At 68.0% G+C, this 11,474-nt stretch carries 11 protein-coding genes; 5 read left to right on the forward strand and 6 right to left on the reverse strand.

The features are described 5' to 3' along the window. Positions 1–7: 7 nt before the first annotated feature. Positions 8–1,192: an MFS transporter gene (locus J2X58_RS11300; RefSeq protein ID WP_310048278.1), complete on the reverse strand. Its 1,185-nt coding sequence runs from the start codon at positions 1,190–1,192 to the stop codon at positions 8–10. A gap of 116 nt (positions 1,193–1,308) precedes the next feature. Here J2X58_RS11300 and cls point away from each other — a divergent pair, with 116 nt between their 5' ends. Together cls and J2X58_RS11310 are read left to right on the forward strand one after the other, a co-directional pair. Continuing rightward, positions 1,309–2,730: a cardiolipin synthase gene (cls, locus tag J2X58_RS11305; RefSeq protein ID WP_310048280.1), complete on the forward strand. Its 1,422-nt coding sequence runs from the start codon at positions 1,309–1,311 to the stop codon at positions 2,728–2,730. 65 nt (positions 2,731–2,795) lie between these two features. Beyond that, on the forward strand, positions 2,796–3,554 hold the full coding sequence (locus tag J2X58_RS11310) for a prolyl oligopeptidase family serine peptidase (RefSeq protein WP_310048282.1): 759 nt from the start codon (positions 2,796–2,798) through the stop codon (positions 3,552–3,554). Between the two features lie 20 nt (positions 3,555–3,574). On the opposite strand, the gene J2X58_RS11315 is transcribed toward J2X58_RS11310, so the two are convergent. The 5 genes from J2X58_RS11315 to J2X58_RS11335 form a co-directional block, all read right to left on the reverse strand. Further along, complete coding sequence (locus J2X58_RS11315) at positions 3,575–3,967, reverse strand: hypothetical protein (protein WP_090180423.1); 393 nt, start codon at positions 3,965–3,967, stop codon at positions 3,575–3,577. Positions 3,968–3,995: 28 nt separating this feature from the next. Further along, the gene (locus tag J2X58_RS11320) at positions 3,996–5,222 is read right to left on the reverse strand and encodes an MFS transporter (RefSeq protein ID WP_090056642.1); all 1,227 of its coding nucleotides are present in this window, start codon (positions 5,220–5,222) and stop codon (positions 3,996–3,998) included. A gap of 141 nt (positions 5,223–5,363) precedes the next feature. Then, the gene (locus J2X58_RS11325; RefSeq protein ID WP_175472862.1) at positions 5,364–6,377 is read right to left on the reverse strand and encodes a Gfo/Idh/MocA family oxidoreductase; all 1,014 of its coding nucleotides are present in this window, start codon (positions 6,375–6,377) and stop codon (positions 5,364–5,366) included. 11 nt (positions 6,378–6,388) lie between these two features. Further along, positions 6,389–7,381, reverse strand: a complete 993-nt coding sequence (gene iolG / locus J2X58_RS11330) for an inositol 2-dehydrogenase (protein WP_090056640.1) — start codon at positions 7,379–7,381, stop codon at positions 6,389–6,391. Further along, on the reverse strand, positions 7,374–8,240 hold the full coding sequence (locus tag J2X58_RS11335; protein ID WP_310048287.1) for a MurR/RpiR family transcriptional regulator: 867 nt from the start codon (positions 8,238–8,240) through the stop codon (positions 7,374–7,376). The genes iolG and J2X58_RS11335 overlap by 8 nt, the downstream gene beginning before the upstream one ends. Positions 8,241–8,443: 203 nt before the next feature. Between J2X58_RS11335 and J2X58_RS11340 the strand changes: the two genes are divergently transcribed. Genes J2X58_RS11340 through J2X58_RS11350 form a run of 3 tightly spaced genes read left to right on the forward strand, consistent with a single transcriptional unit; the run spans position 8,444 to position 11,466 of the window. Beyond that, positions 8,444–9,487: a sugar ABC transporter substrate-binding protein gene (locus J2X58_RS11340; protein WP_090056636.1), complete on the forward strand. Its 1,044-nt coding sequence runs from the start codon at positions 8,444–8,446 to the stop codon at positions 9,485–9,487. An 18-nt stretch (positions 9,488–9,505) separates the two neighbouring features. Beyond that, complete coding sequence (locus J2X58_RS11345) at positions 9,506–10,666, forward strand: ABC transporter permease (protein ID WP_090056634.1); 1,161 nt, start codon at positions 9,506–9,508, stop codon at positions 10,664–10,666. An 11-nt stretch (positions 10,667–10,677) separates the two neighbouring features. Further along, a complete protein-coding gene (locus J2X58_RS11350; RefSeq protein ID WP_217642660.1) occupies positions 10,678–11,466 on the forward strand; it encodes an ATP-binding cassette domain-containing protein in 789 nt (262 codons plus the stop codon). Positions 11,467–11,474: the final 8 nt, after the last annotated feature.

The following is an 11,474-nucleotide window of genomic DNA, read 5'->3' on the forward strand; positions in this document are numbered from 1 at the left end:
GAGGGGATCAGGCGCAACCGGCGACGGCGGGCGTGGCCCGACGCTCGAGCGCGACGCTTGCCATCGTAGCAAGCAGCCCGGCGACCGTGACCGCCGCGCCGGCCAGGCTCACGACGGGCATCGCGTAGCCGGCGGCCAACACCGCGCCGCCCAGCCATGCGCCGCCGGCGTTACCGAGGTTGAACGCGGCGATGTTGAGCGTGGAGGCGAGGTTCGGCGCGTCCCCGGCGACATGGACCACGCGCGACTGCAACGGCGCCACCGTGGCGAAGGCGGCGATGCCCCAGACGAAGACCGTCACGATCGACGCCACCGTCGAATGCATCGTCCACGCGAACAGCACCAGCAGCAGCGTCAGCGCGACGAGGATGCCGGCCAGCGACGGCATCAGCTTCCAGTCGGCCAGGCGGCCGCCGAGGATGTTGCCGATCGTCGTGCCGAGGCCGAACAGCACGAGCACGGCGCCCGTCCAGTGCGGGCTGATGTGCGACTGTTCCTGCAGGATCGGCGCGATGTAGGTGAACACGGTGAAGACGCCGCCGAAGCCGAGCACCGTCATGCCCAGCGCGATCAGCACTTGCGGCTCGCGCAGCACGCGCAGTTCGCGCCCCATGTGCGGGGCCTTGAGGTTCGGCAGGGCCGGCACGAAGCGCGCGACCGCGAACGCGGCGACGATGCCCAGCACCGTCACGGCCCAGAAGGTCGCGCGCCAGCCGGCGTATTGGCCGAGGAACGTGCCGAAGGGGACGCCGAGCACGTTGGCCAGCGTCAGCCCGGCGAACATGAGGGCGATCGCACGCGCGCGCTGGTTCACGGGAACGAGGTGGGCGGCCACGACCGCACCGATGCCGAAGAACGAGCCATGGCAGAACGCCGCGACCACGCGGGCGACCATCAGCACGTCGTAGCTCGGCGCGATGGCGCAGAGCAGGTTGCCCACGATGAACAGGCCCATGAGCAACAACAGGGCGCGCTTGCGCTCGAGCTTCGCGGTGAGGGCGGCGAGCAGCGGCGCGCCCACCGCGACGCCGAGCGCGTAGCCGGAGACGAGCATGCCGGCGGCCGGGATGGTCACCCGAAGGTCGGCGGCCACTTCGGGCAGGAGGCCCATGATCACGAATTCGGTGGTGCCGATCGCGAAGGCCGCCACCGCCAGGGCAAGCAGGGGCAGACGGGACGAGGAAACGTTCATAGGTTAGGCTCGATGGAAAGCGATAACGTGCATTCTCCTGCCCGGGCCCCCATGCAGAAACACCTGCCAGCGCCAAAGACTGTTGCCGTGGATTCGAAAGTGGAGGCCGTGCCCGCATGTTCGCGAGCCTGATTGCCGTCGCCGCCCTTTCGCTTCATGTCGCGGGCGTGTTCGCCGCCATGCACGCCGTGATGCACACGAGGACCGCGCAGGGCGCGTTCGCCTGGGTGCTGGGCCTCGTGCTGCTCCCGTACGTGACGCTCGTCCCCTACCTCTTCCTCGGATCCAGCCACTTCAGCGGTTACGTCGACCTGCACCGGCAACGGCAAGCCCGGTTCTTCCTGCTGCACGAGGAGGCCGGGCATCCGGGCCGGCCCGGCATGCTCGCCGCGCCCACGCAGGCCGGCGACATCCGTTACGACGCGATCGGGCGCATGCTCAAGACCGCGATGCACGGCGGCAACGCGCTCGCGCTGCACATCGACGGCGAGGCCGCCTTCGAGGCGATGTTCGCCGCGATCGCGCGCGCCGATCGCTACGTGCTGGTGCAGTTCTTCATCATCCACGACGACGTGCTCGGCCGCCGCCTGCGCGACGCGCTGCTGGAGCGCGCCGCAGCCGGCGTCGACGTCTGCCTCCTCTACGACAGCATCGGCAGCCACGCGTTGCCGGACAGCTACGTCGAGAGCCTGCGGACGGGCGGCGTGCACGTCCATCGCTTCGCCACGCGGCGCTGGCGCAATCGCTTCCAGCTCAACTTCCGCAACCACCGCAAGGTGCTCGTCGTCGACGGCGAGCGGGGCTTCGTCGGCGGACTCAACGCGGGCGACGAATACCTCGGCGCGAAGCCGCCCCTGTCGCCCTGGCGCGACACCCACATGGAGATCGAAGGGCCCGCCGTCGCCGACCTGCAGCGCGTGTTCGCCGAGGACTGGTACTGGGTGACCGGCGAGCGACCGCCGTCGTCGCCGCCACCCGAGCGCTGCGGCCGCGCGGAGACGATGATCGTCGCGACCGGACCCGCCGACCGCCAGGAAAGCTGCTCGCTGTTCTTCACCCAGGCCATCGGATCGGCCACGCGCCGCGTGTGGATCACGACGCCCTACTTCGTTCCCGACCAGGCGGTGTTCAGCGCGCTGCGCCTGGCCGTCCACCGCGGCGTCGACGTGCGCATCCTCATTCCCTGCCGGCCGGATCACCGGACGGTGTTCATGGCGTCGTCGCTCTACGCGCACGAGGCCACGCTGGCGGGCATCCGCATGTTCCGCTACCAGCCCGGCTTCGTGCACCAGAAAGTGATGCTGATCGACGACGACACCGCGGTCGTCGGCAGCATGAACCTCGACAACCGCAGTTTCCGCCTCAACTTCGAGATCGCCGCGCTGAACGTCGACGTGCCGTTCGCGACCCAGGTCGAAGCCATGCTCGAACGCGACTTCGCGAACGCGGACGAGGTGAATCCCAACGACTACCGCCGCCTGTCGTATTTCCACCGCGTGGCGCTGCACGTGGCGCGGCTGTTCGACCCGATCCTCTGACGACCGGCTTGCGATACGGCCGTTACTCGGCTTGACTGGGCCTTCCGCCTCCTGGATATCCCGCCATGCTCCGTATCCTTGCCGCCCTCACCGCCATGGTCGCCACGGCCGCCGCGGCCGACCCCGCCCGATTCGTCGAGCGCAGCGTGGACGTCCATGGCAAGACCTACCGCTACCAGGTCTTCGTGCCCGCCGACGCCAAGGGGCCACCGGCGGTCGTACTGTTCCTGCATGGAAGCGGCGAGCGCGGCGGCGACAACCGCAAGCAGCTCTCGCAAGGCCTTCCGCCGTGGCTGGAAAAGCACATGGATTTCCCGGCCGTGGTCGTGATCCCGCAGGCACCCGACGACACGGAGTGGACGGACAAGGCCGATGCCGACATGGCGATGGCCGCCCTCCGGAAGAGCGTCGCGGAATTCCATGGCGATCCGAAGCGCCTCTACCTCACCGGCCTCTCGATGGGTGGCTACGGCTCGTGGCAGCTCGCCGTCGACCACCCCGGCACCTTCGCCGCCGCGGCGATCATCTGCGGCGGCGTGCAACCGCTGCGCGACGGGCGCGACCTGTTCGTGCACGGCGTACCGAAAGGCCAGGATCCCTTCGCGTGGGTCGCGAAGAAGGTCGGCGACCTGCCGGTCTGGATCTTCCACGGCGGCGACGACGACGTCGTGCCGACGGAGCAGTCGCGCCGGATGAACGCGGCGCTGGTGAAGCGCGGTGCACAGGTGAAGTACACGGAATTCCCGGGCGTCAATCACGGCTCGTGGGAGAAGGCGTATGCGACGCCGGATCTCTGGGAGTGGATGTTCGCGCACACGCGGTGACGAGGCGACGCCCGTCCCGATCAGGAGTGCCGGATACCCGCGATCAGTTTCTTGAGGTCACCCGAGAACATCACCCAGCCGAGGCCGACGCCGACGAGCGCCCCGAGCCACTCGAAGAACACGCGGAGGCCGATGGCATCGGGGTCGTGCACGGCGGCGAGCTTCAGCTTCAGCAGCGTGAGCGACTGCAGCGGCGCCATGTTGAAGTAGAAGAGGTTCCACATGTCCTGCCCGGCCGCGAGGACGACCGAGAGGGCGAACGCCACCGCCAGTTCCTTGCCGTGGCTCCAGCCGTTGCCGCGATTGAGCCGGTGCAGCAGGCCGTAGACGACGATGCCGACCGCGAGCGCGATCGCGCCCGCCTGCAGGGCACCGACGATGCCGTAGCCCATCCAGCTGCGATCGTATGGCATGTGAGGACTCGTCCGGGATCAGGCTGCATTATGCCCGTGCGCGGGCCGGCGTAGCGTTGCCGTCGCGGCCGTAGCGCAGGTAGAGCGAGACGGAGAGCAGCACCGCCGCCAGGGCCGCGAACCCGGCCAGCAGGAAGATCGCCGGGTAGTCCCACGCGCCGGCGACCCAGCCGCCGATCGGACCGGTGAGGCCGAGCGCGACATCGAGGAACACGGAGTACGCACCCAGCGCGGCGCCGCGGTTGTGGGTGCTGACGCGGCCGACGGCCTCGACGCCCAGCGCGGGGAACACCAACGCGAAGCCGGCGCCGGTGAGCGCCGCGCCCGCCAGCGCCAGGGACGGCGTGTGACCCAGCCAGAGCAACAGCAGCCCGAGGCATTCGACGAAGAGCGAGACGATCGCCACGCGGTAGCCGCCGAAGCGGTCGATGGCGTTGCCGAAGACCAGGCGGATGCCGATGAAGCACGCGCCGAACACCGAGAGCGACAGCGCCGCGTCCGACCAGCCGCGACTCGCGTAGTACAACGCGACGAACGTGGACAGGGTGCCGAAGCCGATGGAACCGAGCGCGAGGCCTGCGCCATAGGGCATGACGCGCACGAACACGCTGCGGAACGGCAGCCGCTCGCCGTGCGACGGGGCGACGCGCGCTTTCCACAGGGCGAACGGAAGCGCGACAAGCCCCAGCAGGAACGTGAGGACGCCCAACGCGATGAAACCGTGGTCGCGCGCGAGCGTGACGCCGAGCGGCGCGCCCACGGCGATGCCACCGTACGTCGCGATGCCGTTCCACGAGATGACGCGCGCCGTGTGTTCGCCGCCGATGCCACCGATGCCCCACGTGATCGATCCGGTGCTGACCCAGCTCTCCGCGAAGCCAAGCCCGAGGCGGCTGATCAGGATGAGCGCCAGCGAGAGCGCGGGCGTGCCGGGCACGAGCGCGGCGAGCGCGAGGAACAGGCCGGAGAGCGCCAGCACGACGAGTCCGGCGACGACGGTGCGCTTCGGCCCCATCGCGTCCGCCATGCGTCCCGCGTGCGGCCGGCTGAGCAGCGTCGCAAGATACTGCGCGCTGACCGCGAGCCCCGCCACGATCGTCGAGTAACCGAGGTCGTGGTGCGCGAAGCCCGGGAGCACCGCGAGCGGAACGCCGATGCAGAGGTAACAGACGAACGAGAAGACGACCGCGGACAGGATCCGCGCGGTGACGGCGAAACGCCGGCCACGCTGGGGGACGAGGGGTGGGAGCGACATGGGTGCCATTATACCGCCCGATGCTGCGGTGCGTCATTGAAGGAAATCGCCGATACGATCGGCTCCCACCTCTTCGGTAGCACCTTTCGCAACTACCGGAGCGTGGGAGCCGATCGCATCGGCGATCCGCGCCATGGCGCGTCACAGCGTCACGGGTTGCCCCCGGTGGAGCGACTCGCGCAACGCCACGGCGATGCGCGTCGCCTCGACCGCGTCGTCCATCGTCAGGTCGAACGGCGTGCCGTCGAGGATCGCATCGACGAAATGCCGCGCCTGCGTCACGAACGCCGGCGCGAAGCGTTCGTAGAACGATGGCAGCACCGTATTGCGGATGCCGCTCGCGTCGGCGATCTCGACGCGGTCCGCCCGCGGGTTGCGCCCCACGCTCAGCCGGCCCGCGGTGCCCGTGATGTCGGTATGCGTGTCGTGTCCGTGCGCCTGCGTGCGCGAGGCGTAGAACATCGCCATGCGGCCGCCTTCGAACTCGACGGTCGCGATGCCGTTGTCGACGTCGCCCATGGCTTCCAGCGGCGGATACATCGCGACCGTCCCGGTCGCATACACCTTCACCGCCTTCGGCCGACCAAGCAGCCAGCGCGCGAGGTCGATGTCGTGCACGCTGCAATCGAGGAAGATGCCGCCGCTGGTCGGCGCGAACTTCAGGAACGCGCCGCTCGGATCGGCCAGATCGGTCGTCTGCGAGTAGACGAGAAACGGTCGCCCGATGCCGCCCGCCTCGATGTGCTGGAAGGCATGGCGATAGCTTTCGTCGAAGCGGCGCACGAATCCCACCATCGCCCGCTTGTCCGACGCGGCGGCGTGCGCCGCGGCGCGACGGCAGTCCTCCGTGTCCAGCGACAACGGCTTTTCGCAGAAGACGTGCTTGCCCGCGTCGAGCGCCTGCTCGATCTGGCTCGCGTGCAACGACGTCGGCGTCACCAGGAACACGGCGTCCACCGACGGATCGGCGAGCAGTTGCTCGTAGGTTTCGTGGATCGCCGGCACCGCGAGCGCCTCGCGCGCCCAGGCGCGCTCCGCGTCCACGGGGCTGCACACCGCGACGAGCTCGGCGCGCGGCACCGCCCGCGCGAGGTTCTCGGCGTAACGCTGGCCCAGCCGGCCGAGGCCGGCCAGGCCGATACGAAGGGACGTCATGATGCCGCCCCTCAGATGCCGACGGCCACGGCCTGGCCTTCGCGCCACGACCGCGCCGCGGCCTCCGCGAGTTCCAGCGCCTTGATGCCGTCGGCGATCGTCGTACGCACCGGCGTTCCCGCCGCCAGCGCATCGAAGAAGTGCGCGATCTCGGCGGCATAGGCCTCGCGGTAGCGCTCCAGGAAGAAGTGCTCGGGCAGGTCGTGAACGATGCCCGCCGCGCCGTGCGAGACGACCTGCGTCGGAGCGACGTTGCCCGCCTGCAGCATGCCCTTGCTGCCCAGCACCTCGAACCGCTGATCGTATCCATAAGCCGCGCGGCGGGAGGTGTTGATCTGGCAGAGCTTCCCGCTCTTCGTGCGGATCGTGACCGCCGTCGTATCGATGTCGCCGGCCGCCTCGATTGCGGGATCGGTCAGGCAGCTCCCCGTCGCATGCACGCTGACCGCCTCGTCGTCGAGGATCCAGCGGAAGATGTCGAAGTCGTGGATGAGCATGTCCTTGAAGATGCCGCCCGAGCTCTTGATGTAGCTCACCGGCGGCGCGCCGGGATCGCGGCTCGTGACGATCAGCAGCTCGGGCGTACCGACCTCGCCCTCGTCGAGCCGTTTCTTGAGCGAGGAGAACGTGGGATCGAAACGTCGCTGGAAGGCGATCATGCAGACCACGCCGGCTTTCTCGACCGCCGCCTGGCAGGAGCGCGCGCGTTCCACGTCGAGGTCGACGGGCTTCTCGCAGAAGATGGCCTTGCCCGCGGCGGCGGCGCGATGGATGAGGTCGGCATGCGTATCCGTGCTCGAACCGATCACGACGGCGCCCACCGCCGGATCGTTCAGCGCCTCGTCGACGGATGCGACCTTCGCGCCGTGTTTCCCGGCCAGTTCCCGCGCCGAGGGCTCGTGCACGTCGACCACGTAGCGCAGGCGCGCCTCCGGATGCCGGGCGACGTTGCCCGCATGGATCTTGCCGATGCGACCGGCACCGAAAACGGCTACTTCAATCATCGTATTCTCCTCGGGGAATCGTTTCTTCAACGGTCAGTTCAAGCTTGTAGGCCAGCGCGACGAACAGCGCCTGGCATAGACACATCGTGCTGGTGAGACCACGGAAGGCGAACGCGCTGCCCTCCTTCACCTTGAGCAGGACATCGGAATGCCGCGCCAGCGGGCCGAGATCGCTCTCGGTGATGGCGAGCACGCCCGCCTTGTGCTGCTGCGCGACGCGCATGGCGTAAAGGGTTTCCTTGCCGAACGGCGGGAAGCTGATCGCGATCAGCGCATCGCCCTTGCCGATGCTGCGCAGCTGCTCGCGGAACATGCCGCCCAGGCCGTTCACCAGGTGGACCCGCTTCTGCGTGTGCTGCAACGCGTAGGCGATGTACGTCGCGATCGCGAACGAGCGGCGCACGCCCATCACGTAGATGTTCTCGGCGCCGGCCAGCATGTCGACCGCCTTCTGGAAGCGCGTCTCGTCGATCTCCGCCGCGAGTTCGTCGAGGCCGGCGCGGCTGGCATCGATGAAGCGCGAGGCGATCTCCACCGCGGACACGCCGTCGGTACGACCCTTGATGACGCTGCGGATGCGCTGCTGGTAGCTGCGCGATGGCGACGCCTGCGCGGCCCACGCGTCGCGAAACACGGCCTGCATCTCGGAGAAGCCGGAGTAACCGAAGCGCTGGGCGAAGCGGACCACCGCCGACGCATGCACGCCGCAGCCCTCGGCGATCTCGCCGACGCGCTGGACCATGATCGAACTGCGATGTTCCTCAAGGTAACGGGCGACGCATTGCAGCTGGCGCGGCAGCGCCTCGTACTCCTCCGCGATGCGCTGCATGAGGGCATCGGCTTCGCTGCGTTTGGCCATCGGCGTCTCCTGCGGTGACCGGCGCATTCAAGCACGGGATGGAACGTTTTTTCCATTTATTTTTTTGCTGCAATGCAAATTGCAACGCTGGAACAGGCGGTCCATGCTCGGTCCGCTTTCGGCACAAACAGCGGCCGCCAGGCCGCATCGCAGTCACGTCAATCCATCCATCCGACCGCGATGCGGTCACTCGGGGAGGAAATATGCGATCCAAACTGTTCCACGCCACGCTGGCAGCCGCTCTCGCCCTCGGTCTGGGCGCCGCCGCCCCCGCCTCCCGCGCCGCGCCGGGCGACCGTTACGTTCTCGTTACCCACGCCGCGGATTCCGATTCGTGGTGGAACACCATCAAGAACGCGATCAAGCAGGCCGGCGAAGACTTCGGCGTTTCCGTGGACTACCGCGGCTCGGGCAACGGCGACCTGAGCGAGATGGCCCGCCAGCTCGAGTCCGCCGCCGCGCGCAACTACAAGGGCGTCGCGTTCGACATCGCGAACTACTCCGTGCTCGAAGGGCCGGCGAAGAAGGTCTCGGCCAAGGGCATTCCCATCGTCACGATCAACTCCGGCACGCCGGCGGAGAGCAAGAAGATCGGCGCGATCATGCACATCGGCCAGGGCGAATACGAAGCCGGCAAGGCGGCGGGCGAACGCGCCAAGGCCAAGGGCATCACGAGCTTCGTCTGCGTGAACCACTACGCGACCAACAACGCCTCGTTCGAGCGCTGCCAGGGCTTCGCCGAAGCCATCGGCGTGAAGGACTGGCGCAAGACCTCGATGATCGACACGGGCATGGACCCGACCGTGGTCGCCAGCAAGGTCAGCGCCTACCTGCGCAGCAATCCCAAGACCCAGGCGATCCTCGCGCTCGGCCCCAACGCCGCCGAGCCGACGATCAAGGTGGTCCAGGACATGCGCCTGACCGGCAAGATCGACTTCGGCACCTTCGATCTCTCCCCCGCCATCATCGGCGGCATCAAGTCCGGCGTGATCCAGTACGCGATCGATCAGCAGCCGTACCTGCAGGGTTACATGGGCATCGCGGCGCTGATCATCGCCAACGACCAGAAGACGAAGGATCCGGCGGCGATCATCGCTGCGCTGAAGGCCAACCCGAAGTTCCAGGCGCGCCTGAAGCAGTACGACCTCAAGCCGATCTACACCGCCACCGGCGTCAGCTCCGGCCCCGCGTTCGTCACGAAGGACAACGTCGCCACCGTCGAGAAGTACGCCGGCCAGTACCGCTGACCGGCAGGAGTACCGTCCATGAGCGCCATCAACGAGAGCGTCACCCACATGATCCAGAACACCCGCGCCACGACGCCGGAAGCGACGAAACCCACGGACGAGCGCGTACGGAAGATATCCCCGTGGCGCGTCCTGCTCGACAGGCCCGAACTGGGCTCCATCGCGGGCACCGTGCTCGTCTTCGTCTTCTTCGGCATCACCGCCGGCGGATCGGGCATGTTCGCGCTCGATGGCGTCATCAACTGGGCGCAGGTCGCGGCGTACCTCGGCATCATCGCCGTGGGCGCCTGCCTGCTCATGATCGCCGGCGAATTCGATCTGTCGATGGGTTCGATGATCGGCTTCGCCGGCGTCATGGTGGCCATTCCTCCGATGTACCTCGGCTGGCCGCTGTGGGCGTCGGTGATCTTCGCCTTCGCCGGCTCGATGGCGCTGGGCGCGCTCAACGGCTACCTCGTGGTCCGCACGAAGCTGCCGTCGTTCATCGTCACGCTCGCCTTCATGTTCATCCTCCGCGGCCTGACGCTGGTGCTCTCCACCAGCTTCGCCAACAGCACGATCGTCAGCGGTGTCGGCGACAAGTTCACGAACGACCCGGTCGTCTCCGCGCTGTTCCAGGGCACGACGCTCCACTGGCTCTTCAGCGGACTGGCCTCGATGAACCTCATCGAGAAGCTGCCCAGCGGCGAGCCGGTCGTTGGCGGCCTGCCCAAGGTGCTGGTGTGGTGGATCGTGATGGCGCTCGCCGCGGGCTTCGTCCTGGCGCGCACCCGTTTCGGCAACTGGATCTACACGGTCGGCGGCGATGCCAACGCAGCCAAGAACGTCGGCGTTCCCGTGCGCCGCGTGAAGATCTCGCTGTTCGTGCTGACCGCCTTCTGCGCCTGCCTGTTCGGCGTACTGCAGGTGGCCGACGTCGGCTCGGCGGCCGCGGACCGCGGCCTGCAGAAGGAGTTCGAGGCGATCATCGCCGTGGTCATCGGCGGCACGCTGCTGACCGGCGGTTTCGGCTCCGTCATCGGCGCCTGCTTCGGCGCGCTGATCTTCGGCGTCGTGCAGATCGGCATTTCTTACACCAACATCGATTCCGACTGGTACCGCGTCTTCCTCGGCGGCATGTTGCTGCTGGCGGTGCTGTTCAACCACTACATCCGCAGCCGCGCCGCGGCCACGAAATGAGGAGCGCCACCATGGCCGACGATTACATCCTCGAACTCGACAACGTCAGCAAGTACTTCGGCACCGTTATCGCGCTCCAGGGCGTGACGCTGCGACTGAAGCGCGGCGAGGTGCACTGCCTGCTCGGCGACAACGGCGCCGGCAAGTCCACGCTCATCAAGACGCTCGCGGGCGTGCACCAGCCGAGCACCGGCACCTACCGCGTCGAGGGCGAGGACGTCCGCTTCAACTCGCCGCGCGAGGCGCTCGATCGCGGCATCGCCACGGTCTACCAGGATCTCGCGCTGGTGCCGCTGATGAGCGTGGCCCGCAACTTCTTCGCCGGCCGGGAGCCGCGCAAGAAGCTGTTCGGCTGCATCCCCGTCATCGACATGAACTACGCGAACGAGACCGCCCGCGACAAGCTGGCCGAGATGGGCATCCGCGTGCGCGACGCGAGCCAGCCGGTCGGCACGATGTCGGGCGGCGAACGGCAGTGCCTCGCCATCGCGCGCGCGATCCACTTCGGCGCGAAGGTGCTGATCCTCGACGAGCCGACGGCGGCGCTCGGCGTGAAGCAATCGTGCAACGTGCTCAAGCTCATCCACAGCGCGCGCGAGCGCGGCATCTCGGTGATCTTCATCACCCATAACGTGCACCACGCCTACCCGATCGCGGACAGCTTCACGCTGCTCAATCGCGGCCAGTCGATGGGCACGTTCGCCAAGAGCGACATCACGAAGGAAGCGGTGCTGGACATGATGGCCGGCGGCACCGAGATCCAGAGCCTCGTCGACGAACTGGAAGGCCGCGCGGCCTGAACACGGAA

Source organism: Luteibacter sp. 3190, from assembly GCF_031456385.1.
In the GTDB taxonomy this organism is placed as follows: Bacteria; Pseudomonadota; Gammaproteobacteria; order Xanthomonadales; family Rhodanobacteraceae; genus Luteibacter.